This is a genomic window from Ochrobactrum sp. AP1BH01-1 (assembly GCF_018066705.1).
GTDB lineage: Bacteria > Pseudomonadota > Alphaproteobacteria > Rhizobiales > Rhizobiaceae > Brucella.
On record NZ_JAGPOU010000003.1, the window covers coordinates 731,012 to 756,456 of the forward strand.

A 25,445-nucleotide genomic window follows, 5' to 3' on the forward strand; every position below is an offset into this window, starting at 1 on the left:
TAAAATAGTTGTTCAGTATAGTTCATAAATCACCGAATTTATCAAATAAGTCAGAGGAATGCTCAAATGAACGAACAAATGACATGGACCGGACAAGTGGATGCGAGCTTGGAGCAGGGACAGAAGACAGGGCTGCAACTGAAAAAGGGCGATGTCATCACCGTTATCGCTTCAGGCTATGTAAAATTTGGCAGTAACAGCAACCATTGGGCGGACCCGTCATCTGCCATCCCCCCTTCCGGGAAAGCAGATGATGAAATTCTTAAGCTGGTAGCACTAATTGGCGAGGACAAAACCCGTTACCCGATAGGCACCGGTGTGATTAATTGGAGCGTCCCGGCTGATGGAGAGTTAACCCTCTTATTTACAGACTCGCCAGGCGGTTATTATAATAATAGCGGCTCCTTCGATGTTACGGTTCAGAAGCAGAAAAATATTATTGTGACGTTTATCGATTAATAAGAGCTTTCTCCGTTCCTTCTGAAAGGAAATCAATAATATTAGATTCTATGGGCTTCTTATTAATAATGCTCATAACGCTATTTATATCTTGAAAATCGCTTGTATAATTTAAAGGAATATTAAGATGGAAGAACAATTAACATGGGTCGGAAAAGTCGATTCCACGTTGGAAAACGGTCAAAAAACGGGGTTGCAGCTCAAGACGGGAGACATCATTACCGTTAAAGCTTCCGGTTATGTAAGATTCGGTGGCGATGATACCCACTGGGCCGATCCATCGTCAGCCATTCCCACCTCTGGGAAAGTAGATGATGCGTTATTCAAGCTCGTGGCGCTGATTGGTGACGACAAAACCCAGTACCCTATCGGCACGGGTGTACTCAACTGGAGTGTCCCGGCTGATGGGGAGTTAACGCTCCTGTTTGCTGATACGCCCGGCGTTTATTGGAAAAATAGTGGTTCCTACGACGTCACTGTCCAGAAACAGAAAAAAGTTATCGTGACATTTATCGATTAACGATTGCGAGTTACTGTTTCATAAAGCGAATTTCTATACCTCCGATAAACTTGCGTGAGCTGAACGCCTTGAGACTTCAGGTAAGGTTGCTTCCCTCAGCCAATGTCTGGACATCTCCTGAGATCACTGAAAAGCTTGGACACAAACGCCGCGAAATGGCTCCTTTCGCGGCGTCTTCTGTCCGTGTTCGACAGTCGGTTATTGTCCGTGCGGACCATCCGGCCCGCGCTGCCTCAGGTAAACCCGCGGCCCGCGATCGCCGTGCCAGCGAGGACGGTCGCGCCAATCGCGGCGGTCCCAATGTCTGTTCCGGTAATAGCGGCGGTCGCGATACCAGTAGTCGTCGCGGTCATTGAGAGCCGAGCCTATGGCGACGCCAGCAATCAGCGGAATGCCGATCAGCGCAGCCGTTCGCCCGAAATCATCCGAATAACCGCCGGACGTCCCCTCCCGGAATGCCAGATAACGTGACGAGGCCCAGCCAAAGGTCGGGCCGTAGCTGACCTGGCACCAGCCGTAACCGGAGGTGCAGCCGCGCACGTTCACGGGCGCCCCGCTCGGGATGGAGCCCAGCGTCGCATAGCGCGTGCCGGGGCCGGTGCGGATATTGAGGTTGGTGGTGGATATGGCGTTCGCCGCCTGCGCCGCGCCCGCCGCAAATACGCCCAGGGCGACAAGGGCGGCTTTGAGAACAAGCTTCATCGGAATTCTCCTCAACTGTCTCTATTGCGTATAAAACGACAGCGGCGAGCAAAGGTTCCAATCAGGGCAGGCAAGGCGAAGACGTCGCAAAGCAAAAGCGCCGGAGAACCGGCGCTTTCGATAAACCTTGAATTGCCGGACTATCGCCTGCAGCGAGCCACATACATGCGGCCATGGCGGTCGCGATACTGGCAATTCCCGTTGCGCAATTCACGCACCAGCAGGCCACCCAGCGCGCCCGCGCCGGCACCGATCAATGCGCCGCGTCCGCCACCCGCAATGCCGCCAATGATGGCGCCTGCGCCAGTGCCGATGGAAAGATCTTTTTCCGTGGTGGTGCAGCCCGTTATTGCGAGCAGGGCAACCAACCCAAGTGCTACTTTCCGCATTCTTGTCTCCTCCTGAGAAATATCAGACCAAGCTTAAACGATTGACTTCATGTTCCGTTGCTTTGGAACCGGCCGGCCGGTGCGAAAAATATCGCGGACCGACTCCGTGTCAGTGGCGGCGGTGCCGCAGGATGACTGCGACGGCCAGTCCGGCCAGTCCGCACGCAATAACACCCTGCAGAATGAAAACCCAGTTCATCATCATCCAGTCCTCTGACACTTGCCCCTTTTTCGGGGTGCGCACGAATTTGGTTTCTACCTAGCGCATTTCGTGCGGATGGGAAACGCACGATCGCGGCTTTGTTCCAGGCCGATGAAATCATTAAACTTATTTAATGGTCCCATTCACTTGTCATTCACATTAGCGGGCGCATTGTCCTCCCATCGAATACAACAAAGGATGCCGATATGAAGAAGATCGTGATTGCTCTTACCGCCCTTTCGTTTCTCGCCGCGCCTGCTGCCATGGCCCAGTCCTACCCCGCGCATCATGGCAAGCCGTCTCACAGCCAGATGCACAAGGGCGGCCCGAAATACGATGCGCGCAAGTACGACAATCGCCGTCATCAGAGCTGGAAGAAGGGCAACCGCCTGCCGCCGAACTATCGCGGTCATGTCGTGAACAACTATTCGCGCTACAAGCTGCGCCAGCCGCCGCGCGGTTATCACTGGGTCAAGGTCAACAACGACTACATGCTGATCGGCATTGCAACCGGCATCATTTCGTCCATCGTCGCGGGACGGTAAAATCCCTTGCAGAAATGAAAAAAGGCGGCCAGTGGCCGCCTTTCTTGCGTCTGAGCGTCAGTTCTCGGGTCCGAAATATTTGGCTTTCAGCCGGGCGATTTCCTCATTCTCATGCGCGCTGATGATCGCCACGCTCGCCGGTTTGACAAGTGCGCTCTGGCGCGGGAAGGCGAAGCCGTACTTGTCGGGGCTGAACACATTGCCGACGAGATCAACAGGCATGTCGGCATGCTGATGGGCATAATATTCCAGAACGGGACCGTCGCCTACAATCGCCGCAATTTCATCATTGACGAGGGCCTCGGCGGCTTCCGGCATATGGTCGAAGGGCACGGTCGCGATGGAGCGTGATTTCAGGAACTGTTCGGCGACGCTGCCCGCGCGTACGCCGACGGATTTTCCCTGCAGGTCCGACAGGCTGGAAATGCTGTTTTCGATGTGGGCGACGGTCATGACGCTGGTAATCGACGATGTCAGGTAAGCGATGATCGCAATGCCGAACACCATCCAGAATGTCTGCCAGATGCGTCCCACCCAGCCGAACAGGTTCTTGCGCGAGGTTTTGCCGGAGGTCGCAATCGAAACGACGTGATAGAAGCTCTCCGCCAGCCCCTCGCGCCAACGCTTCGGAAAGCTGTCATCGAAACGCCGGTCGAAGATCGTCAGCACCACCGTGGCGGCGATGAGAATGGACAGTATCCAGGCATAGGTCGCCAGATGCCCGGCATTATCCAGGCGATCGATAAGATCGTCCCAGCCGCTGCCCGCCTGGGTGTGGATCATGATGCGCAAGCCCGCATCGAACCATGGATGCGTGAAATCGATGATTTCCGCCCGGCTCTCTGTAATCGTCAGATTGGTGACGCCGGCTTCGACCTTGCCTTCGGCGACAGCCTTCACCAGTGCGCCATAGTTCGGATATTCCACATATTGCGAGGCAAGATTCATGCGCGTGGCAATATCGTGCCAGATGTCGATGGCCATGCCCGAATAGGTATCGCCCTCCTTGTTGACGAAAGGCTCGCTGACATAGACGCCGACCTGCACAGGCTTCGGTGGTTGCTGGGCGTGGGAGAATGACGAAGCTGCTACCAAAAGTAGAGTAAGCAGAGCTAAGCATAAGTGGTGATTGATAAGTTTTGTTGGTGGCTTTATCGACAAGGCGTCCCCCATGAAATTCTGGTAGTTCCGGTATTTTATACAGGCTCTATATTGTGATTATATTAATATTTATTTCCAGAATCGCTGCCGCGACGCGTGAATAATTATCATTAGTGTTATCTAATTTACCATGTTGCCTGTTCCGCTGTGATATGGAACCGATCGCCTCCTTTTTCAGTTACTTGGCCGACAAGCCAAAATAATAACGAGGCAAAAAGAGGGGTTCATGAATAGTATCAACGAGGGGGATTCCGCGGTGCGTCCGATCACGTCGGCACCGCCACGCTTGCCCACCCTGGCGGCAATGGCTGTCGCCGTCGCCATTCTCTATTTCGCAAAGGATGTCTTCCTGCCGCTTGCCATTGCGGTGCTGCTGACATTTGCACTTGCGCCGATTGTCGCCTTTTTGCGCCGGGCCGGCCTTCCGCGTCTGTTCGCGGTGATTACCAGCGTGGCCGGCGGTTTCATGGTCGTGGCTATATTCAGCGCCGTGCTCGCCTTTCAGGTCTCCGAAGTCGCGCAGAATGTTACATACTATCAGTACAACATCATCGAGAAGATCAGGACGCTCAAGGAAGCCGGTTCCGACAACAGTTTCATCGACAGGCTCAACAACTTCGCCGAGCGCATCGGCACGGAAATCAACAGGCCGGAGCAGAAAACGCAGGCGCTGCCTTCCGATCAGCCGGAGGAAAAGCCGCTCCTCGTCCAGATATTCGCGCCGCGCCATCCGATTGAAACGCTGAGGAGCATCATCGAACCGCTCATCGGTCCGCTGGCGACGACGGGTCTCGTCGTCATCGTGGTGATCTTCATGCTGCTCGAAAGGGAGGAACTGCGCGACCGTTTCATAAGGCTCGTGGGCTACGGCGATCTCCATCGCACGACCGAAGCCTTGCAGGATGCGGGAAAGCGCGTCGGCCAATATCTGCTGACCCAGCTTGTGGTGAATATAACCTATGGCGTGCCGCTCGCCTTCGGTCTCTGGATTCTGGGTATCCCCAACGCGGCCCTGTGGGGGATGCTGGCAATCGTCCTGCGGTTCGTTCCCTATATCGGACCGGTGATCGCGGCTATCCTGCCGCTGTTCCTCGCCTTTGCCGTGGCGCCGGGCTGGAACCTGCTTTTGTGGACCATCGGGCTCTTTGTCGTCATCGAGCTTCTTATCAATAATGTGGTCGAGCCGTGGCTTTATGGTTCGCGCACCGGCCTTTCACCGCTTGCGATCATCGTTTCCGCAATTTTCTGGGCATGGCTCTGGGGGCCGGTCGGGCTCGTCCTGTCGACGCCTTTGACGGTCTGCCTCGTGGTGCTGGGGCGTCACGTGCCGAAATTCGAATTTCTGGAAATCCTGTTCGGCAACGAGCCGGTGCTTGATCCGAAGGAGCGTCTCTATCAGCGCCTTCTGGCGGGCGACCCGGATGAAGCGACCGATAATGCCGAGGAAATGCTGGAACAGAAATATCTGGTCGAATTCTATGGTTCGGTCGCTGTTCCCGCGCTTCTGATGGCAGAGCGCGACCGGCTTCGCGGCGTGCTGACCGAGCAGCAGTTGCAGATCGTTACCGAAAGCACGGCGACGCTGGTGGCCAATCTCGAACAGATCGCGAGCGAGGAGGAGGACGACGACGAAGGAATCGCCATCGAAAACCCGGATGGTGATAGCAGCAAATCCGATCTGGAGCTCCCCTCCGGCGAAGGCCGGGCGCTTCTGACGTTCGGCGGGCGGAAAGGCCTCGACGACACGGCGGCGGCCATGCTGGCGCAGGTGCTTGCCGTGCAGGGCGCCTCGGCAGAAGCCGTCGCGCACGATGCGCTCACGCCCGCCAACCTGAAGGAGCTGGATATTTCCGGAAGGGATACGCTGATAATCTGTTTTCTGGATCAGAAGGCGGCGCGCGGTGCCCGGTTTGCGGTGCGCCGCTTGCGACGGCTGCAACCCTCCGTTCGGATTGGCGTGGTGCTATGGCATGATCCGGTCGAAGCGCGATCCGTCGACCGGGAGGCGCTGCGGGAAGAAATGCAGGCGGATTTCGTCGCCTGCACCATGCTGGAGGCCGTCGTGGAGGGGCTCTCCGAAAGAGAGCCGAAACCATTGAAGGCGGCGAAGAAGCCAGCGGGCCCGCGCTCGCGCAAGACGGCCGCCAAAAAATAAGCCTAGATCGCTGCGAAGCCTTTTTCGAGGTCGGCAATGAGGTCCGGCACGTCTTCCAGGCCGATTTGCAGGCGGATCACCGGTCCCGGATAGTCGCCCTTGGCAACGGTCCTGTCATTGAGGCGGACATGAACCGCAAGGCTTTCATAGCCGCCCCATGAGTAGCCAAGCCCGAAAATCTCAAGCGCATCGAGGAAGGCATGGGCTTCCTTCTGCCCGCCACGGGCAAGCACGACGGAGAAAATGCCGGAGGAGCCGGAAAAATCCCGCTTCCAGATTTCGTGGCCGGGATGGCTTTCCAGCGCGGGATGCAGAACGCGGTCGACAGCTGGGTGGCCTTCGAGCCAGCGCGCGATTTCGAGCGCGTTCTTGCGGTGTTGTTCAAGCCGCACGCCCATCGTGCGCAGGCCGCGCAGGATCTGGTAGGTATCGTCAGCCGAAGTGCAAAGACCCAGCGTTCCGTGCGTTTCCAGAAGCTGCGGCCAGCACTTTTCATTGGCGGAAACCGTGCCGAACAGAATATCGGAATGACCGGATGGATATTTGGTCGATGCGTGGATGGTGATATCCACCCCGAAATCGAGCGCCTTGAAGTAAAGCGGGGTGGCCCAGGTATTGTCCATCATGACGATGGCGCCGCCCTTGTGCGCTTCTTCCGCGATAGCCGGAATGTCCTGCATCTCGAATGTGTTCGAGGCGGGCGATTCCGTGAACACGACCTTGGTGTTGGGGCGCATCAGTTTCGCGATGCCGGAACCGATCTCAGGATCGTAATATTCGACCTCCACGCCCATGCGCTTCAGGATCGTATCGGCAAAATGACGGGTCGGATTGTAGATCGAATCGACGAACAGCGCGTGATCGCCTGGCGACAGGAAAGCGAGAAGCGGAACCGTGACGGCTGCAAGGCCGGACGGCACGCAGACCGTGCCCGCCGAACCTTCCAGCGCATCGATTGCCTTGCAGAGCGCATCGCTGGTCGGCGTGCCGCGCGTGCCGTAGGTGTATTTCTGGTTGCCGGTCGCCATTGTTTCCGCATCGGGGAAAAGCACGGTTGAGGCGCGGACAACGGGTGGGTTGACGAAGCCATGATAGTCGCGCGGCTGATAACCGTCATGAGCGAGCCGCGTGTTTATTCCCAGCTTCTCTGTCTTGCCCTGCTGCTTAGTCACGAAAATGCCTCCAGACCATGTTGCATGCTATCGCCGGTTCTCGAACGAGAGGATTCTGCCGGGCGCATCGAGGTCGGCTGCGGCAAAAAGATCTGCGATTCCGTCTGCGGCGGAAACTTTGAATACTTGGATAGGATGCGCGCGTTGCGGATGCAACCTCGCGCGCAATTTGTTGCGTAATAAGCTTGTGAAAGGACATTTCAGCATGGCGACGTCAGGTACGGAGAGCATTTTTCTTTATCCCTTTCGCGCGGCGCTGGAACTTCTGAAAGCTCTGCTGCGCCCCGCCTATAAGGGGGCGCCGTCCTCGTGGACGCTTGAAATGACGGCAATCGTCGTGCTTCTGCCCTTCATCATTCTCGTGCTGCATCTGTGGGACGCCGACATCATTCGCGTGACCGCGCAAAGCACCAGTTTCGTCATGGAATTCCTGCGGACAGTCACGGATGCGATTCGCACCGTCGTCTGGCTTGCAATCGGCATCCTCGTATGGCTCGCCACGGCGATCCTGCTTTCGCCGAAACTGCGTGCTGGCGCCAGATCATGGCTGGTGAGGCTCCACAGCTGGGCGACGCTCATCCTGACCTCGATCGTTGTCGCAAGCGTGCCGGTCGAAATCGGCAAACTCGCCATCGGTCGCGCGCGCCCGTTTCTCCTCGACGACGTGGGAGCGGCTTATTTCTCGCCTTTCAACGGCCAGTTTCTTTATGAAAGCTTCCCCTCCGGCCATTCCATGATGGCCGGTGTGATGATGGTTTCGCTCTGGATATTCCTGCCGCGCTGGCGCATCCTCACCGTGCTCGTCTGCATTCTCTTCGGGATCAGCAGGCTTGCAGCCGGGGCACACTATCCCACCGACGTCGTTGCCGGTCTGACAATCGGATTCGTGACGACCTGGTGGGTGGCCCGCTATATGGCCACGCGAAATATTATTTTTTCTTTGGATGGCGAAAGCGCGATGCCGCACGTCTGATTCCATCGCAAGTTGCCGGAATCGCCGCCCATCCGACATGGTAGCGATGCGTAATAAATTGTATTCATTAGAATAAATCACCGTGCCGGGCTTGCGTGCGGCACGGGACATTTTCACGAAGCTGGCTACCCAGAAATCGGGAAATCGTGTAAATTTTCAAAGAATTCCCCCTCCATTTTTTTGAAAGCCTTTTCATCAGGCTGCGTTAAAGCCTTGACCAAAGACAAAATTTCGCCTTCGATAAGACCCGTGAAGGCGACAGGTTTGTCACTGCGCTCAAATCAAAAATCGAAGACCGGAAAGCGGTCTCGGGTGAGGGCAATCTGTTGGAGGCATGGGCTTGGGAGGTCACACGACTTATCCAACGGGTTTATGCAAAAAATAAAGCAACAAGAGACGCCGTGAGCCAAAGGCTCGGCGCTCTCCAGGGAACAAAAAGGTTGCAGGCCAGATGAAAAAAACTCTTATGACGGGTGTATTGGGTGCGGTGGCGCTGTTTGGCGCAGCTTCGGGAGCATCCGCTGACACGCTTTCCGATGTGAAGGCGAAAGGTTTTCTGCAGTGCGGTGTCAACACGGGTCTGCTCGGATTTGCTTCGCCCAACGACAAGGGTGAATGGTCGGGCTTCGACGTTGACTATTGCCGCGCTGTGGCTTCTGCGATTTTCGGCGATCCAACCAAGGTGAAGTTCACGCCGCTGAACGCCAAGGAGCGTTTTACGGCCCTCCAGTCGGGTGAAATTGACGTCCTGATCCGCAACACGACCTGGACCATCAGCCGCGACACTGCGCTCGGCCTCGATTTTGCTGGCGTCAACTACTTTGACGGCCAGGGCTTCATGATCAATTCCAAGAAGCTGTCGGGCATCAATTCCGCATTGCAGCTTTCCGGCGCTTCCATCTGCGTTCAGGCCGGCACGACGACCGAGCTGAACATGGCGGACTATTTCCGCTCCAACAAGATGGAGTATAACCCGGTCGTCTTCGAAAAGATCGAAGAAGCGAACGCCGCTTACGACTCCGGCCGTTGCGATGCCTATACGACCGACCAGTCCAGCCTTTACGGCGTTCGTCTGGCGCTTGCCAATCCGGACGATCACGTCATCCTGCCGGAAATCATCTCCAAGGAACCGTTCGGCCTGACCGTTCGTCAGGGCGATTCCAAGTGGACCGACGTTGTTCGCTGGACGCACAATGCGCTGCTCAACGCCGAGGAATACGGCATTACGCAGGCCAATGTCGAAGAGATGAAGAAATCCGACAACCCAGACATCAAGCGTCTTCTCGGCGTGGAAGCCGACACCAAGATCGGCACCGATCTCGGTCTCGACAATGATTGGGTTGTGAAGATCATCAAGGGCGTCGGCAATTACGGCGAAATTTTTGAACGCAACATCGGCGCCGGCAGCCCGCTCAAGATTGCACGCGGCATCAACGCCCAGTGGAACAAGGGCGGCCTGCAATATGGCATCCCCGTGCGCTAACGGGTCTCACTTTCCCGACTGATCATCGGCGGGTGCGGATGCACCCGCCGGATTTGTCGGCTCTGCAGTTTGTCCGTTTGCTGCTGGCCCGCATCGCGCGGCCGTCTGACGCTGACAAGCTGCTTATGGGAATTTAACCGCGTCCTGCTGTCCCCCGTTGGAAGTGAGCTCGAAACGGGCTCGAACAGGGAATGGCAAGACCGAACGGTTCGGCATTCGATGCTCCCATTTCAGGAATTGCCCCGCAAAGACGGGCCAGCCATTCTTGTTTGGGGCCGATGCTGCCAGCCGAGAGGCTCAGGAAACATATGGCTTCCTATTCTGCAACTGAACGCCGCCAGGATAGCGGCGGAACCTCGCTCCTGTATGATCCGCGCGTTCGCGGCATCTTCTATCAGGTGGTTGTCTTCGGGGCGGTAATTGCCGCAATATACTGGATCGTCGGCAACACGATCACCAATCTGCAGCGCGCAAATATTGCGTCCGGCTTCGCCTTCCTCAATGGCCGCGCCGGTTTCGACATCAGTCAGACGCTCATTCAGTACAACAGCGATTCAAACTATGGCCGGGCCTTTCTCGTCGGCCTCGTGAACACGCTTTACGTGGCCGCGCTCGGTGTCGTGACGGCTTCGATCATCGGGTTTCTGGTCGGGATCGGGCGTCTTTCGCGCAACTGGCTGATCCGCAAGATCTGTACCGTCTATGTAGAGGTCTTCCGCAACATACCGCCGCTGCTCGTCATCTTTTTCTGGTATTTCGGGGTGCTGTCGGTGCTGCCGCAGGCTCGCGACAGTGTCGCCCTCCCGCTCGGCACATATCTTAACAATCGCGGCTTCTTCATGCCCGCGCCGGTGTGGGGCGAGGGGGCGTGGCTTCTGCCTGTGGCGCTGCTTGTCGGCATAGTGGCTTCGGTCGTCGTCGCGCGCTGGGCCAAACGCCGCCAGATGGCGACGGGCCAGCCCCTTCACACGATACGCGTATCGGCTGCGCTCATCATCGGCCTGCCGATCCTGGCGCTGATCGCGACTGGCTTTCCGATCACATTCGACTTTCCGAAACTCGGCACCTTCAATCTGTCGGGCGGTGCGCAGGTCAAGCCGGAGTTTCTGGCCCTGTTTCTGGCGCTGTCCTTCTACACCGCGTCCTTCATCGCAGAAACGGTCCGCGCCGGTGTCCTCGGCGTCAACAAGGGACAGACGGAAGCGGCCTATGCGGTCGGCCTGCGTCCCGGCCAGACGATGCGCCTCATCATCGTGCCACAGGCGCTACGCATCATCATTCCGCCGCTGTCGAGCCAGTATCTCAACCTTATCAAGAACTCGTCGCTCGCCATTGCCATCGGTTATCCCGATCTTGTCGCGGTCGGCGGAACGATCCTCAACCAGACCGGTCAGGCGGTTGAAGTCGTGGCAATCTGGATGGTGATCTATCTCGGCATCAGCCTGATTACCTCCGGCCTCATGAACTGGTTCAATGCCAAGATGGCGCTGGTGGAGAGATGACAATGGAAAACGCAGATCTCCAATATGTCCGCACGCAGATGGTGGATGGCGAAGCGCCGCCGCGCTCGGTGCAGGGCATTTCCCACTGGCTGCGCGTCAACCTGTTCGCAACGCCCGTCGATGCGGCGCTGACCATTCTCGGCCTGCTGGTTGTCGCGTGGTTTCTTCCCCCGATCATCGAGTGGCTGTTCGTCAAGGCCGTGTGGACCGGTGCGGATCGCACCGCCTGCCTCACCGTCGCGCAAGGCGGCGCGCAACCGGAAGGCTGGTCGGGCGCCTGCTGGGCTTTCGTGAATGCGAAATACGAGCAGTTTCTCTATGGCCGCTATCCGATTTCGGAACGCTGGCGCGTCAATCTGACGGCGCTGATATTCATCGTTCTGCTCGTGCCGCTGCTGATCCCGAAGGCGCCGAAAAAGGGGTTGAACGCGATCCTGTTCTTCCTGGTCTTTCCGATTGTCGCCTTCTTCCTGCTGGTTGGCGGCTGGTTCGGCCTTCCTTACGTGGAAACCCCGCTCTGGGGCGGGCTTCTGGTCACGCTTGTTCTGTCCTTTGTCGGCATCGCAGTTTCGCTGCCGCTTGGCATCGTGCTGGCGCTCGGGCGGCGCTCGAAGCTGCCGGTCATCAAGACGCTTTCCATCATTTTCATTGAAATGGTGCGTGGTGTCCCATTGGTGACGGTGCTGTTCATGGCCAGTGTCATGCTGCCGCTGTTCCTGCCGCCGGGCGTAACGTTCGACAAGCTGCTGCGTGCGCTCATCGGCGTGGCGCTTTTCGCTTCGGCCTATATGGCGGAAGTGGTGCGCGGTGGCCTGCAGGCTATCCCGCGCGGGCAATATGAAGGTGCGGATGCGCTTGGCCTCAGTTACTGGCAGAAAACCGGACTGATCATATTGCCGCAGGCGCTGAAGCTCGTCATTCCGGGAATCGTCAACACTTTCATCGGTCTCTTCAAGGATACGAGCCTTGTCTACATCATCGGCATGTTCGATCTGCTGGGCATCGTCCGTCAGAACTTTTCCGATGCAAACTGGGCTTCTCCACAGACACCTGCCACCGGTCTGATCTTTGCGGGTTTCGTTTTCTGGATTTTCTGTTTCGCAATGTCGCGATACTCTATATTCATGGAACGACGCCTCGACACGGGTCATAAACGATAAGAATAAAGGGAATAATGGAAATGAGTGCACAAAGCGCCCTGCCGCAATCCGAGATCGGTGTGGAAGTCGATCGTTCGAAGATGCAGGTCTCGAAAACCGACGTAGCCATCGAAATCACCAATATGCATAAGTGGTATGGCGAGTTTCACGTTTTGCGCGACATCAATCTCAAGGTGATGCGCGGGGAGCGTATCGTCGTTGCGGGGCCGTCCGGTTCGGGCAAGTCGACCATGATCCGCTGCATCAACCGTCTGGAAGAGCACCAGAAGGGCAAGATCGTCGTCGACAACATCGAACTGACCAACGATCTCAAGAAGATTGACGAAGTGCGGCGCGAAGTGGGCATGGTGTTCCAGCACTTCAACCTCTTTCCGCATCTGACCATCTTGGAAAATTGCACGCTTGCCCCGATCTGGGTGCGCAAGATGCCGAAGAAGCAGGCGGAAGAAATCGCCATGCATTATCTGGCCCGCGTCAAAATTCCGGAACAGGCCAACAAATATCCGGGGCAGCTGTCGGGCGGCCAGCAGCAGCGCGTGGCAATTGCCCGCGCCCTGTGCATGAACCCGAAGGTCATGCTCTTCGACGAACCGACATCGGCGCTCGACCCGGAAATGGTGAAGGAAGTTCTGGATACGATGGTGAGCCTTGCTGCCGAAGGCATGACCATGATCTGCGTGACGCACGAAATGGGCTTCGCCCGTCAGGTCGCCAACCGTGTGATCTTCATGGATCAGGGCCAGATCGTCGAGCAGAACTCGCCAGACGAATTCTTCGACAATCCGCAGCACGAGCGCACAAAACTGTTCCTGAGCCAGATCCTGCACTGATCCGGCATTCAGCTTCTGAATTGAGGACACCCGCCAGACGATCTGGCGGGTGTTTTTGCAAGCAGGGAGGGACCGTGAAGAATTTCCGATGGATGGAAGAGCTGCCAGTCGAGCGGCACAGTGAATTCCATGCCCTTTATTGCGGGGAGTGGTGGACGAAAGAGCGGAGTTTCGAGGACGTCACCAACATGCTCGCCCACTGCGACCTGCTGCTGTTTTGCCTCGATGCCGATGGCCGCATTGCAGGTTTTGCGCGGGTGCTGAGCGATTTCACCTTCAAGGCGATGATCTTCGATGTCATCGTGGCGGAACGGCATCGCGGGCAAGGGCTGGGGCTAGCCTTGATTGAACGCATCCTCAGTCATGAAAAGCTGAAGCGCGTGAAAAGCTTCGAACTTTATTGCCCCGAACGGCTCGTGCCCTTCTACGAAAAGCTGGGCTTCGTGAAGGGCACGTCGTCATTGCTTTTCAATCAGCCTTAGAGCGCGTTTCGATCGGATTGGATCAGATCGGCACTCTATCTCCTTGTTTTGACGCGCATCTTTTCCGAAAACCGTTTCACAGTTTTCGGGATGCGCTCTAATCCTCGACAAACCGGCGCAGGCGCTGGAGAGCATCATCCCACTGGCTGGAAACGGTTGCGAGATAGGCGCGGGCATCGATGAGCGGGGCGGGGTGCAGACGAAAACGGCTTTCCCGTCCGACCCTTTCCCGTTCGACCAGATTCGCCTGTTCCAGCACGGACAGGTGCTTGGTCACGGCCTGCCGTGTAATGCTGCCATTTTGCGACAGCGCCACGATCGAACGGCTTTCTCCATCGCTCAGCGTTTCTATGAGCGCCAGCCGCGTCGGGTCGGACAGCGCCGCAAAGACGGCGGACATTTCCGTGGTGCGCATTTCCACCCTATCGCTTTTCGGCGTGTCTCTTGATGTTTCCAACCTGCTCTTCCCAGCCGCCATCGTTCATTCGCAGCGCCAGCGGGCGGCGTTCGGCGGGCAGCGCATCGAAACCGCTTTCGGTCACGGTCAGTCGTGTGCCTGTTTCGATAGGCTGCAACCGGAATTCGACGAGCGTCGGCGGTTCGCCGGAATAATCCGTGTCGGGCTCCACGGCATAGGGGTGCCAGGTGAAGGCGAAATAGTCGGGCGCATGCATGTCCTTGATGAAAGCCTCCCAGCGCACGTGCTCGAAGCCCGGATAGGTCGTGTGGCCGAGCGAGCGTGTACCGACGATGAACGGTCCCTCGATCCTTACCTGAAACCAGGTTCCGAACTCCTCATGATCGGTCAGCGCGCGCCAGACCCGGTCGATCCCGGCGCGGATATCAACAGTCTTCTCAATGCGATCGGTATTGTTCGTCATGGCCTTCATCCTCCGTAATTGGCAACTTGATGGTTGCTAATATAGAGATGAAGATAAAATAAGCAACCAAAAAGTTGCGCATTTTATTCCGGCAGCGGAGCCTTGTCCGGAAGCGGGAACAGCGTCACGAATTTTTCAGCAAGAGCGCGGTCGCCTATGATCTTGAGAACATTGGCACTTTCCAGGGCTGAAAGAGACTGCCCGCCATAAATGGCTGCGGCCAGCATGCGCGGTGAACTTTCGAAATGCAGATCGTATTCCTGCGCCGTGCCGCGCTCTACCCGAATGCCGGTGTCGTCAAGATGGGCAGTGAAATCTTCCCCGTCCAGGCGAAGACCGATTACCGCGCGCAAACCTACGGACCTGTCATGATCGATCATGGTCCGTAGCGAAAGCAGGAAGGATACGGTCGAGATCGGCAGGTTGGGATCATGTTTTGGCGACCGTGCCGCCCACCGGCCCAATGCCTGAAGTATAGGTTCGCTCTCATAACCCCATTCGGTCAACTCGTAGACCTGCACCGATGCGGGAGGCGGGAGTTTCTTCTTGCGAAGAATGCCCGCTTCTTCCAAGCCCTCCAGCCGCTGCGTGAGGACATTTGCGCTCACACCCGGCAGGTCAGCCCTCAAATCGCTGAAGCGTTTGGGGCCGAACATCAATTCGCGCATCACCAGAAGCGACCAGCGTTCCCCAATCAAATCAAGGGCATGAGCCGCGGCGCAGGCATCGTCATAGCTGCGTTTTGCAGGTGGCTTTTCCGAATTGGTTATTTTTTCTAACTTCATGGTTGCTAATTATAACTTATATGCCATTATGTACAAGCGAACTTTGACTTCATCCGTTGTAATTGCGCCAACTGGTTTGCGCGAAGGCTCGATCTTACCGCTGGCGAGCCGGGCAGGCGATGGATAATCGTTTCAGATAAACATCAAATAAGAACGGGCCGCTTGGCCCATTGGAGGAAATAACATGCCGAAAATGATTTTCGTGAACCTGCCCGTGAAGAACGTCGCGAAGTCGACCGCGTTCTACGAAGCGATTGGCGCCACCAAGAACGAGATGTTCTCGGACGAAACGGCTTCCGGCATGGTCTTTTCGGATACGATCCACGTGATGATCCTTGATCATGACAAGTTCAGCCAGTTCACGCCGAAGAAGATCGCCGACGCCAATGCGGTCAGCGAAGTGCTGGTCTGCCTGTCGGCCGAAAGCAAGGCCGAAGTGGATGCCACCGTGGAGAAGGCACTGAACGCCGGCGGAAAGGCCGATCCGGGTCCGAAGCAGGATTATGGCTTCATGTATGGGCGCAGCTTCGAGGATCTCGACGGCCATATCTGGGAGATAATGTGGATGGACATGGAAGAAGCCAGGAAGGTCATGGGCTAGCGCTCGGGAGAATGACCACACAAGACAAAGGAGGAGAAAATGTCGGGTCTGACAATCTGTCTCTGGTTTGACGGAAATGCCGAAGAAGCCGCGAACCACTATGTCTCGATCTTCCGCGCATGCGGAAGATCGGCTTCGATCGACGGCGCCATCCGTTTCAAGCATGGCCACCAGCAAAATGAGGATCAGCCGGTCACGGTGAACTTTACACTCGACGGGCAGAAAATATGCGGCCTGAACGGTGGACCCCAGTTCAAGCTTTCACCGGCAAGTTCGCTGATCGTGCGATGCAGGGATCAGGCGGAAGTGGATGCGTTCTGGGAGAAGCTGCTGGAAGGCGGCTCGCCGATGGAATGCAGCTGGCTGACGGATAAATACGGTTTGCCGTGGCAGATCGTTCCTGACATGCTGCTGGATACTTTGCAGGATGGTCCGCCAGACGTGCGCCAGCGCGTTGCGGATGCCATGATGAAGATGGTCAAGATCGATATTGCGACGCTGGAAGCCGCGCGCGACGCGGCTTAATCCCCTATGGCCGCGACCGCGTCATAGCCATAAAGCCAGTCCAGATCCTTAAGGAAACTGTCCGGGCTGCGCATGGCGAAGAGCGTGTTGCGGCCAAGCGCGAAAATGCCGGTTGCGTGATAGGCGAACCTGTTCAACTGGCCGCGTTTGGCAACCGCCGCGATCCGCGCTTTGCGGGCGGCATCGAAACGCTTCAGCCCGGCTTCGCGGTCGCTTCCGTCGAGCGCTTGCGCCAGTGCTGCCGCATCCTCGATTGCCATGGCCGCGCCCTGCGCCGCAAAAGGCGTGACCGCATGTGAGGCATCGCCGAGAAAAATGGTGCGGGCCGGACCGACAAATTGCGCGTCCGCCATTTCAAAAAGCGGCCAGTAGGTCCATTCATCCGTAGTCGCGACTACGTCGCGAACGGGTGCGCCCCAGTCGGCATAGATGGATCGCAGACGCGCCGGGTCGCCGGTTCTGGACCAGACCTCGCCGGGGTTTTCGCCTGTCGTGATGGCGACGAAGTTGAAGAAACTGCCGCCCTTGACCGGATAGGCGATGAAATGCGCCTTGTTGCCGAGCCAGGCGGAGACGGCTTTGCGTTCCGGCATGGCGTTGAGGAAGGAAGCGGGCAGGGCGCTGGCGGCAAGGGTTGTGCGCCATGCAATATGGCCGCTGAACCGTGCCTTGCTGAAACCTGCCTTGGACCGTTCCGCCGACCAGACACCATCGCAGGCGATCAGATAGGCGGCGTCGGCGGGGTGTTCGGAATTTCCATGGCGGATGGTGGCTGCAACGGTCCCGTTTTCGACGCGATGGCTTGTGATTTCAGCGCCAAGGCTGATCTCGATGCCGGGCTGTTCGCGGCAGGCATCGAGCAGTGCCGATTGCAGGTCGGCGCGATGACAGACGACATAGGGATGGTGCCAGCGCTCATAGGCCTTGTCGCCGAGCTTCATTTCCATCAGCGGGCGCGCCTTGCGCCCGTCCATGAGGTAGAGCGCTTGCGGCGTGACGGCTTGTGCGGAGAGGCGGCTGGCAACGCCGAGCCGTTCCAGATGACGCATTGCGTTGGGAGCAAGTTGCAGACCAGCGCCGACTTCCGAAAGGCTCTCGGCCTTTTCGATGAGCCGGATATTCCAGCCGCGCGCCGCAAGCTCCAATGCCGCCGAAAGACCGGCAACGCCAGCTCCGGCAATCAATATACGCCCTTTGCTCATGTCGATGAGATCATCCGGCATTCAGCCCCGTAAGGCCGCTTAGATTAAGCAGCCTTATCAGCGGGCGCTTCGTAAACGCAGCCAGCCGGAACGGTTTCGTCGGCATGAAGCTTTGCATTGTAGCGATAAAGCGTCGAGCAATACGGGCAAACGACTTCGCTTTCATCACCCATGTCGAGAAACACATGCGGATGATCGAAAGGCGGGTTTGCACCGACGCACATGAATTCCTTCACGCCGATTTCGATGGCCGCATGGCCGGCGTCGTTCTGAAAGTGAGGAATGATGTGATCGGACATAACATGCTCCGGTTCTGGTCGATGGGCGGTATGGGCATGGACTTGCACCGGTTGCCGGGCAAGATCATGCATAGACATTGGCATGCCTGTACCGCGAAAGTCTTGTTTCCGGAAGCGTTTTCATCAATTCTGAGGACATTTCAAGCTATTTGCTATCAAACTGTCATATGACAGCCATAGGCTTATCGAGCGTCCAGAAAAGTGCGAAGCAGTTTTCGATCAGGATGCGCGGAGAAACAGACAGACGGAGCCGGAACGTTCCGGTGGCGGTCGGGACAGGAAACATGAGCGAAAACAGCGTTATGGCGAGCGAAACCCCCAGCGTGACCGAAGGCGGGACACACGAGATGACAGCCGGACTAGCCCCCAACCCAAACGTCCTCCCCGATATGGACGCGGCCCCTGACGTTCACAAAGCTTTGAACGGCGAGCTGATGCAGAGCGCCGACCGCTTCGTGAACCGCGAGTTTTCCTGGCTGCAGTTCAATCGGCGCGTTCTCGAAGAAGCCGCGAACATGCGCCAGCCCTTGCTCGAACGCCTCCGCTTCCTGTCCATTTCCGCCGCCAACCTCGATGAATTCTTCATGGTCCGTATCGCCGGTCTTGCAGCGCAGGTTCGCGCCGGCGTGGCGATGCGCAGTGCCGATGGACGCACGCCGCAAGAACAGCTCGATTTCGTTCTCGACGAAGTAAGCCGCTTGCAGGAAGAGCAGCAGCAGCGCCTGCGCGCCTTGCGTGAGGAGCTGGAACAGGAAAGCATCGAGATCGTCCGCCCGTCCGCGCTTTCAAAACCGGAAAAGGAATGGCTTGAAAACCACTTCCTCGAAACGATTTTCCCGGTCCTGACGCCGCTTTCCATCGATCCGGCGCATCCGTTCCCTTTCATCCCCAATCTGGGCTTCTCCATCGCTTTGCAGCTTGCGCGGCGCGCCGATAATCATCCGATGACGGCGCTCCTGCGCATCCCGGTTGCGCTGAAACGCTTTATTCAGTTGCCGACGGATCAGGCCAATGACTACCGCTTCATCACCATCGAGGATGCAGTGAGCCTGTTCATCGGGCGGCTGTTCCCCGGTTACGAGGTGCGTGGTGCCGGTACGTTCCGCATCATCCGCGACAGCGATATCGAAGTCGAGGAAGAGGCGGAAGATCTGGTTCGCCTCTTCGAGACAGCGCTGAAGCGCCGCCGCCGCGGTCAGGTGATCCGCATCGAGTTCGACGGTGAAATGCCGGAAGCTTTGCGCATCTTCGTCGCGACGGAACTGGGCGTTTCTGAAAACCGGATCAGCGTGCACGAAGGACTGCTGGCGCTGAACATGATTTCGGAGATCGTTTCGATCCCGCGTGAAGACCTCAAATTCGTATCCTACAACCCGCGCTTTCCGGAACGTATTCGCGAACATGGCGGCGACTGCTTCGCTGCGATTCGCGAAAAGGACATCGTGGTCCATCACCCCTATGAATCCTTCGACGTGGTGGTGCAGTTCCTGCGGCAGGCCGCAGCCGACCCGGACGTGCTGGCCATCAAGCAGACGCTTTACCGCACCTCAAACGACAGCCCGATCGTGCGCGCGCTGGTCGATGCAGCCGAAGCTGGCAAGTCGGTGACGGCGCTGGTCGAGCTGAAAGCCCGCTTCGATGAGGAAGCAAACATCCGCTGGGCCCGCGATCTGGAACGCGCTGGCGTTCAGGTGGTGTTCGGCTTCATCGAGTTGAAAACACACGCTAAAATGTCGCTTGTCGTGCGCCGCGAAGACCAGAAGCTGCGTTCCTATGTGCATCTTGGCACCGGCAATTATCACCCGATCACGGCGCGCATCTATACCGATCTGTCGTTCTTCACGTCAGACGCGGATATTGCCCGCGATGTGGCGCATATCTTCAATTTCATCACCGGCTACGCCCAGCCTGCCGAGGAGATGAAGATCGCGATTTCACCCTTCACGCTGCGCGCCCGCATTCTGAAACACATTGAGGACGAGGTCGCCCATGCGAAGGCCGGACGTCCGGCGGCGATCTGGATGAAGATGAATGCGCTGGTCGATCCACAGATAATTGACGCACTCTACATGGCGAGCCAGGCCGGCGTGCAGATCGATCTCGTCGTGCGCGGCATCTGCTGCCTGCGTCCGGGCGTTCCGGGGCTTTCCGACAATATTCGCGCCAAGTCGATTGTCGGGCGTTTTCTGGAACATAGCCGCATTTTCTGCTTCGGAAACGGCAATGACCTGCCGTCCGACAAGGCCATCGTCTATATCGGCTCCGCCGACATGATGCCGCGCAATCTGGATCGCCGCGTGGAGACCCTCGTTCCGATCACAAATGCCACGGTGCATCAGCAAATCCTGTCGCAAATCATGTTTGCCAACATAATTGATAACCAACAGAGCTATCAGCTACTTGCGGACGGCACCTCTCGCCGGATAGAAAAAGAAGAAGGAGAGGAAGCTTTCAACGCGCAGGAATATTTCATGACCAATCCTAGTCTGTCGGGTCGCGGAAAGTCGCTGAAGTCTTCGGCCCCCCGCCTTATCGCGCATCGCAAGCGTGCGCAGGCGGAAAGAAAAACGACTGCATGAGTCCAGCTGTAGCACAAGGCCGCCTCAAGGGACTGAAGCCCGTTGCGGTCATCGACATTGGCTCGAACTCGATCCGTGTCGTCATCTATGAAGGCATCGTCCGTTCTCCGACGGTGCTTTTCAACGAAAAGATTTTATGCGGCCTCGGAAAAGGCCTCGCGAAGACCGGCAAGCTCAACGAGAAATCCGTTGAGGCGGCGCTGCGCGCGCTGAAGCGTTTTCGCGCTCTGGCGGAACAGGCTGGCGCGGTTTCCATTCATGCGCTGGCCACCGCTGCCGCGCGCGAAGCGAAAAACGGCCCGGACTTCATCGCACAGGCGGAAGCCATTCTCGGTCGCCATATCGAAGTGCTCTCCGGCAAGGAAGAAGCCTATTATTCGGCGCTCGGCATCATTTCCGGCTTCTACAAGCCGAAGGGCGTGACTGGCGACCTTGGCGGCGGCAGTCTCGAACTGGTCGCCGTGGATGACCACGAGGTGGGCGAGGGGATTACCTTGCCGCTCGGCGGTCTGCGTTTGCAGGATATGTCCGATGGACGGCTGCCAGAGGCAACGAAGATTGCGCGCACCGAACTGGCGAAGGCGACGCTTCTGAAAGCCCATCAGGGCCAGGTTTTCTATGCGGTCGGCGGCACGTGGCGTAACCTTGCCAAGCTGCATATGACGGCGAAGAACTATCCGCTGCACGTCATGCACGGCTACGAGATGAACCCGGTGGAAGCGCAAAGCTTCCTGAAGCGAGTCGCCAAGGGAAATCTCGACACGATGCGCGGCATCGAGGCGGTTTCCAAGAATCGCCGCCAGCTTTTGTCTTATGGCGCCACGGTGCTGCTGGAGACGATCCGTCTGATGAAGCCTTCCAAGATCGTTTTCTCGGCGCTCGGCGTGCGCGAAGGCTATCTTTATTCGCTCCTGCCCAAGAACGAACAGCTTCTCGATCCGCTGCTGGCTTCGGCGGACGAGTTTTCCATTTTGCGCTCACGTTCTCCGCGCCATGCTCGTGAACTGGCGACGTGGACGACATTGTCCCTGCCGGTCCTGGGGTTTGACGAAACCGACGACGAGGCGCGCTACAGGCAGGCAGCCTGCCTTGTGGCCGATATAAGCTGGCGCGCGCATCCCGACTATCGCGGCTCGCAGGCGCTGAACATCATCGCTCACGGCTCGTTCGGCGGTATCGACCATGCGGGACGTTCTTTCATGGCGCTCGCCAATTATTACCGTCACGAGGGGCTGATCGAGGATGAGATCGCGCCGGAGATCGTGCAACTCGCCACGCCGCGCCTGCGCGAAAGGGCGAAGCTGCTCGGGGCGCTTCTGCGCGTGGTCTACCTTCTGTCGGCTTCGATGCCGGGCGTCATTCCGCGCCTTGTCTGGCGCGAGGAAGAAAACGGCATTGCGCTGGTGGTTCCCGGCGATCTTGCCGATCTGATTTCGGACCGTCCCGAAGGCCGCCTGCAGCAACTGGCGAAACTGACAGGCAAGAACCTCTATTTCGCGGTGGGCGACGGCGCGATCGAGGGGACGCGGGAATAAGGCAGTAAGCGAGTAAGGCAGTAAGGCAGTATGTTTAGCGCGAGCATTCACATATTGCCTTACTGCCTTACTGCCTTATTGCCCTACTCCCCTAAATCCACCGCCGTTATCCGCCGGTTCTCGAACTTGATGCCGATCTTGCCGTCGATGAGATCGAGAGCCTTCTGGCCGAAAACCTCGCGCCGCCAGCCATGCAGGGCGGGCACGTTTGCCTTGTCGCCTTCCGAAGCGATCTTGTCGATGTCGTCGGAGCTCGCCACGATCTTCGCCGCGACGCCATGCTCTTCGGTGACAAGCTTGAGCAGAACCTTGAGAATATCTGCTGCAGCGGCGCTGCCTTCCGGCGAATGCGACGGCTTCGGCAATTTCGGCAGATCTTCCTTGGGGATTTCAAGCGCCGACTGGATCGCGGCGACAAGCCCGGCGGCCTGTGCCGAACGCTCCCATCCTTTCGGAATGGAACGAAGGCGTCCAAGCGCTTCCGCGTCACGCGGCTGCTGCTGCGCGATTTCGGCTATCGTGTCGTCCTTGATGATGCGTCCGCGCGGCACATTGCGTTCGCGCGCTTCGCGTTCGCGCCATGCTGCCACGGCCTGAACGATTGCCTGCTCGATTGGCTTGCGAACGCGTGCCTTGACCCGCCGCCATGCATCGTCCGGATGCAGATCGTAGGTTTCGCGGGACGTCAGCACCGCCATTTCCTCGTTCACCCACTCGCTGCGGCCCTCTTTCTCGAGTTCCTGCTTCAGATAGAGATAAATGTCGCGCAGATAGGTGACGTCGGCCAGCGCATAGTCGAGCTGCTTGTCGGAAAGGGGGCGGCGTCGCCAGTCGGTGAAGCGGGACGACTTGTCGATGTGCTTGCCTGTGACCTTCTGCACAAGCTGGTCGTAGGAAATGGCATCGCCAAACCCGCAAACCATTGCGGCCACCTGACTGTCGAAGACAGGCGAGGGGATGAGGTCGCCGAGATGGAAGACGATTTCGATGTCCTGTCGCGCGGCGTGGAAAACCTTGACCACCTTTTCGTCCGCCATCAGGCGGAAGAACGGCGCGAGGTCCAGCCCCGGCGCAAGCGCGTCCACAAGCGCCGTGTGGTCGGGCGAAGCCATCTGGATAAGGCACAATTCCGGCCAGAACGTCGTTTCGCGGATGAACTCCGTGTCGACCGTGACGAAATCGGATTTGGAAAGGGCGGATACGGCCTCTTCGAGGGCCTCTGTCGTCGTAATAAGATGCATGGTTACCTTTTAGAGAAAGCGCGGCCGCTTGTCCCGAAAGAATGCGCAAAACGCGCTGTATAACAAGTGCAAATAGTGTTTTTTGTCGATACTTTGCGTCAAGGCGCCCGAACCTCGACGCTTGCAGAGAGTGCAGACTTGACAAAACCTGGTCAAAATGCGCTTTTCCGCCAGAATTTGCAGCGCTTTGCCTGCACTGATTTATCTTACCAAAAGGCAGAAATCATGCACCGTTACCGCAGCCATACCTGCGCAGCCCTTCGCAAGACGGACGTTGGTTCGAACGTTCGCCTTTCCGGATGGGTCCACCGCGTCCGTGACCATGGCGGCATTCTCTTCATCGATCTTCGCGATCATTACGGCATTACCCAGATCGTGGCCGATCCCGATTCGCCCGCGTTCAAGGTTGCCGAGACCGTTCGCGGCGAATGGGTTATCCGTGTCGATGGTGAAGTGAAGGCCCGCGCAGACGATGCGGTCAACGCCAACCTGCCGACCGGTGAAGTGGAAATCTTCGCAACGGAAATCGAAGTGCTGGCGGCTGCCAAGGAACTGCCGCTGCCGGTCTTCGGCGAACCGGACTACCCGGAAGACATTCGCCTGAAGTACCGCTTCCTCGACCTGCGCCGTGAAACGCTGCACAAGAACATCATGAGCCGCACCAAGATCATTGCCGCGATGCGTCGCCGCATGACCGAGATCGGTTTCAACGAGTTCACCACGCCGATCCTGACGGCTTCCTCGCCGGAAGGCGCGCGCGACTTCCTCGTGCCTAGCCGTATTCATCCGGGCAAGTTCTATGCGCTGCCGCAGGCGCCGCAGCAGTACAAGCAGCTTCTGATGGTTGCCGGTTTCGACCGCTACTTCCAGATCGCGCCGTGCTTCCGTGACGAAGACCCGCGTGCCGACCGCCTGCCGGGCGAGTTCTACCAGCTCGATCTCGAAATGAGCTTCGTGACCCAGGAAGAAGTCTGGGAAACGATGGAGCCCGTCATGCGCGGCATTTTCGAGGAATTTGCCGAAGGCAAGCCGGTCACGCAGAAATTCCGCCGCATCGCCTATGACGACGCGATCCGCACCTATGGTTCGGACAAGCCGGACCTGCGCAACCCGATTGAAATGCAGGCCGTGACCGAACATTTTGCAGGTTCGGGCTTCAAGGTCTTCGCAAACATGATCGCCAACGACCCGAAGGTCGAAGTCTGGGCAATCCCGGCCAAGACGGGCGGAAGCCGCGCCTTCTGCGATCGCATGAATTCGTGGGCGCAGGGCGAGGGTCAGCCGGGCCTCGGCTATATCTTCTGGCGCAAGGAAGGCGACAAGCTCGAAGGTGCCGGCCCGATTGCCAAGAACATTGGCGAAGAACGCACCGAAGCGTTGCGCAACCAGCTTGGTCTGGGTGATGGCGATGCCTGCTTCTTTGTTGCCGGCCTGCCGTCCAAGTTCTACAAGTTCGCAGGCGATGCCCGCACGCGCGCCGGTGAAGAACTGAACCTCGTCGATCGTGACCGTTTCGAACTGGCATGGATCATCGATTTCCCGTTCTACGAATGGGACGAGGACAACAAGAAGCTCGACTTCGCGCACAACCCGTTCTCCATGCCGCAGGGCGGTATGGACGCGCTGGAAAACCAGGACCCGCTGGCGATCAAGGCTTACCAGTACGATCTCGTCTGCAACGGCTTTGAAATCGCTTCCGGTTCGATCCGTAACCAGTTGCCGGACGTCATGGTCAAGGCATTCGAGAAGGTTGGTTTGAGCCAGCAGGATGTGGAAGAGCGTTTCGGCGGTCTCTATCGCGCATTCCAGTATGGCGCGCCTCCGCATGGCGGCATGGCTGCCGGTATCGATCGCGTGATCATGCTTCTGGTCGGCGCGAAGAACCTGCGCGAAATCTCGCTGTTCCCGATGAACCAGCAGGCGCTCGATCTTCTGATGAACGCGCCTTCGGATGTGACGCCTGCGCAATTGCGCGACCTGCATATCCGTCTGGCTCCGGTTCAGAAGAGCTAAAACAGATATCAAAAACCCGGCCTTGAGCCGGGTTTTTTATGCATCTGAA

General features: G+C 57.7%; 25 protein-coding genes. 15 read left to right on the forward strand and 10 right to left on the reverse strand.

Going from position 1 to position 25,445, the window contains the following annotated elements; all coding sequences use genetic code 11:
• Positions 1-66: 66 nt before the first annotated feature.
• Both J9800_RS14190 and J9800_RS14195 read left to right on the forward strand, forming a co-directional pair.
• On the forward strand, positions 67-459 hold the full coding sequence (locus J9800_RS14190) for a LecA/PA-IL family lectin (RefSeq protein ID WP_205315915.1): 393 nt from the start codon (positions 67-69) through the stop codon (positions 457-459).
• Between the two features lie 127 nt (positions 460-586).
• Positions 587-979 carry a LecA/PA-IL family lectin gene (locus J9800_RS14195; protein WP_114215731.1) on the forward strand — a complete coding sequence of 131 codons (393 nt, stop codon included), beginning with the start codon at positions 587-589 and terminating at the stop codon, positions 977-979.
• 198 nt (positions 980-1,177) lie between these two features.
• On the opposite strand, the gene J9800_RS14200 is transcribed toward J9800_RS14195, so the two are convergent.
• Together J9800_RS14200 and J9800_RS14205 are read right to left on the reverse strand one after the other, a co-directional pair.
• Positions 1,178-1,681: an SH3 domain-containing protein gene (locus J9800_RS14200; RefSeq protein WP_114215730.1), complete on the reverse strand. Its 504-nt coding sequence runs from the start codon at positions 1,679-1,681 to the stop codon at positions 1,178-1,180.
• A 140-nt stretch (positions 1,682-1,821) separates the two neighbouring features.
• Positions 1,822-2,070, reverse strand: coding sequence for a YMGG-like glycine zipper-containing protein (locus J9800_RS14205; RefSeq protein ID WP_114215693.1), 249 nt, complete (start codon positions 2,068-2,070; stop codon positions 1,822-1,824).
• Positions 2,071-2,478: 408 nt separating this feature from the next.
• Between J9800_RS14205 and J9800_RS14210 the strand changes: the two genes are divergently transcribed.
• Positions 2,479-2,817, forward strand: a complete 339-nt coding sequence (locus tag J9800_RS14210; protein WP_112589583.1) for an RcnB family protein — start codon at positions 2,479-2,481, stop codon at positions 2,815-2,817.
• A 57-nt stretch (positions 2,818-2,874) separates the two neighbouring features.
• Here the strand turns inward: J9800_RS14210 and J9800_RS14215 are convergent, their stop codons facing one another.
• Positions 2,875-3,912 (reverse strand): transporter substrate-binding domain-containing protein, encoded by a 1,038-nt coding sequence (locus J9800_RS14215; protein ID WP_114215692.1) that lies wholly within the window; start codon positions 3,910-3,912, stop codon positions 2,875-2,877.
• A gap of 292 nt (positions 3,913-4,204) precedes the next feature.
• Between J9800_RS14215 and J9800_RS14220 the strand changes: the two genes are divergently transcribed.
• Positions 4,205-6,133 carry an AI-2E family transporter gene (locus J9800_RS14220; protein ID WP_114215691.1) on the forward strand — a complete coding sequence of 643 codons (1,929 nt, stop codon included), beginning with the start codon at positions 4,205-4,207 and terminating at the stop codon, positions 6,131-6,133.
• Between the two features lie 2 nt (positions 6,134-6,135).
• Here the strand turns inward: J9800_RS14220 and J9800_RS14225 are convergent, their stop codons facing one another.
• Complete coding sequence (locus tag J9800_RS14225; RefSeq protein ID WP_112589577.1) at positions 6,136-7,305, reverse strand: cystathionine beta-lyase; 1,170 nt, start codon at positions 7,303-7,305, stop codon at positions 6,136-6,138.
• Between the two features lie 205 nt (positions 7,306-7,510).
• Here J9800_RS14225 and lpxE point away from each other — a divergent pair, with 205 nt between their 5' ends.
• The 6 genes from lpxE (at position 7,511) to J9800_RS14255 (ending at position 13,735) form a co-directional block, all read left to right on the forward strand.
• A complete protein-coding gene (gene lpxE / locus J9800_RS14230; protein ID WP_114215690.1) occupies positions 7,511-8,278 on the forward strand; it encodes a lipid A 1-phosphatase LpxE in 768 nt (255 codons plus the stop codon).
• Between the two features lie 451 nt (positions 8,279-8,729).
• Positions 8,730-9,761, forward strand: a complete 1,032-nt coding sequence (locus J9800_RS14235; protein ID WP_112589571.1) for an amino acid ABC transporter substrate-binding protein — start codon at positions 8,730-8,732, stop codon at positions 9,759-9,761.
• A gap of 308 nt (positions 9,762-10,069) precedes the next feature.
• The gene (locus tag J9800_RS14240; protein WP_210845860.1) at positions 10,070-11,263 is read left to right on the forward strand and encodes an amino acid ABC transporter permease; all 1,194 of its coding nucleotides are present in this window, start codon (positions 10,070-10,072) and stop codon (positions 11,261-11,263) included.
• A 2-nt stretch (positions 11,264-11,265) separates the two neighbouring features.
• Positions 11,266-12,423, forward strand: coding sequence for an amino acid ABC transporter permease (locus tag J9800_RS14245; RefSeq protein ID WP_112589567.1), 1,158 nt, complete (start codon positions 11,266-11,268; stop codon positions 12,421-12,423).
• Between the two features lie 20 nt (positions 12,424-12,443).
• Positions 12,444-13,253, forward strand: coding sequence for an amino acid ABC transporter ATP-binding protein (locus tag J9800_RS14250; RefSeq protein WP_006472418.1), 810 nt, complete (start codon positions 12,444-12,446; stop codon positions 13,251-13,253).
• A 74-nt stretch (positions 13,254-13,327) separates the two neighbouring features.
• A complete protein-coding gene (locus J9800_RS14255; RefSeq protein ID WP_114215688.1) occupies positions 13,328-13,735 on the forward strand; it encodes a GNAT family N-acetyltransferase in 408 nt (135 codons plus the stop codon).
• Between the two features lie 97 nt (positions 13,736-13,832).
• Here J9800_RS14255 and J9800_RS14260 read toward each other — a convergent pair whose 3' ends face one another.
• From J9800_RS14260 to J9800_RS14270, 3 genes are all read right to left on the reverse strand, one after another.
• A complete protein-coding gene (locus tag J9800_RS14260) occupies positions 13,833-14,150 on the reverse strand; it encodes an ArsR/SmtB family transcription factor (protein ID WP_114215729.1) in 318 nt (105 codons plus the stop codon).
• A 7-nt stretch (positions 14,151-14,157) separates the two neighbouring features.
• A complete protein-coding gene (locus J9800_RS14265) occupies positions 14,158-14,616 on the reverse strand; it encodes an SRPBCC family protein (protein WP_114215687.1) in 459 nt (152 codons plus the stop codon).
• Positions 14,617-14,699: 83 nt separating this feature from the next.
• Entirely contained in the window at positions 14,700-15,401 is a 702-nt protein-coding gene (locus J9800_RS14270; RefSeq protein WP_114215686.1) for a winged helix-turn-helix transcriptional regulator, read from the reverse strand.
• Positions 15,402-15,585: 184 nt separating this feature from the next.
• Here J9800_RS14270 and J9800_RS14275 point away from each other — a divergent pair, with 184 nt between their 5' ends.
• On the forward strand, positions 15,586-16,002 hold the full coding sequence (locus tag J9800_RS14275; protein ID WP_112589560.1) for a VOC family protein: 417 nt from the start codon (positions 15,586-15,588) through the stop codon (positions 16,000-16,002).
• A gap of 39 nt (positions 16,003-16,041) precedes the next feature.
• On the forward strand, positions 16,042-16,527 hold the full coding sequence (locus J9800_RS14280) for a VOC family protein (protein WP_114215685.1): 486 nt from the start codon (positions 16,042-16,044) through the stop codon (positions 16,525-16,527).
• On the opposite strand, the gene J9800_RS14285 is transcribed toward J9800_RS14280, so the two are convergent.
• Positions 16,524-17,729: an FAD-binding protein gene (locus J9800_RS14285; protein ID WP_114215728.1), complete on the reverse strand. Its 1,206-nt coding sequence runs from the start codon at positions 17,727-17,729 to the stop codon at positions 16,524-16,526. The two genes, J9800_RS14280 and J9800_RS14285, sit on opposite strands and share 4 nt — an antisense overlap.
• Before the next feature lie 44 nt (positions 17,730-17,773).
• Complete coding sequence (locus J9800_RS14290; protein WP_010661074.1) at positions 17,774-18,028, reverse strand: zinc-finger domain-containing protein; 255 nt, start codon at positions 18,026-18,028, stop codon at positions 17,774-17,776.
• A 347-nt stretch (positions 18,029-18,375) separates the two neighbouring features.
• Between J9800_RS14290 and J9800_RS14295 the strand changes: the two genes are divergently transcribed.
• On the forward strand, positions 18,376-20,607 hold the full coding sequence (locus J9800_RS14295) for an RNA degradosome polyphosphate kinase (protein WP_286167512.1): 2,232 nt from the start codon (positions 18,376-18,378) through the stop codon (positions 20,605-20,607).
• Entirely contained in the window at positions 20,604-22,142 is a 1,539-nt protein-coding gene (gene ppx, locus J9800_RS14300) for an exopolyphosphatase (protein ID WP_114215683.1), read from the forward strand. The genes J9800_RS14295 and ppx overlap by 4 nt, the downstream gene beginning before the upstream one ends.
• 83 nt (positions 22,143-22,225) lie before the next feature.
• Here the strand turns inward: ppx and rnd are convergent, their stop codons facing one another.
• Positions 22,226-23,383 carry a ribonuclease D gene (gene rnd, locus J9800_RS14305; protein WP_112589552.1) on the reverse strand — a complete coding sequence of 386 codons (1,158 nt, stop codon included), beginning with the start codon at positions 23,381-23,383 and terminating at the stop codon, positions 22,226-22,228.
• A 225-nt stretch (positions 23,384-23,608) separates the two neighbouring features.
• Here rnd and aspS point away from each other — a divergent pair, with 225 nt between their 5' ends.
• Positions 23,609-25,396, forward strand: a complete 1,788-nt coding sequence (gene aspS, locus J9800_RS14310; protein WP_006472405.1) for an aspartate--tRNA ligase — start codon at positions 23,609-23,611, stop codon at positions 25,394-25,396.
• Positions 25,397-25,445: the final 49 nt, after the last annotated feature.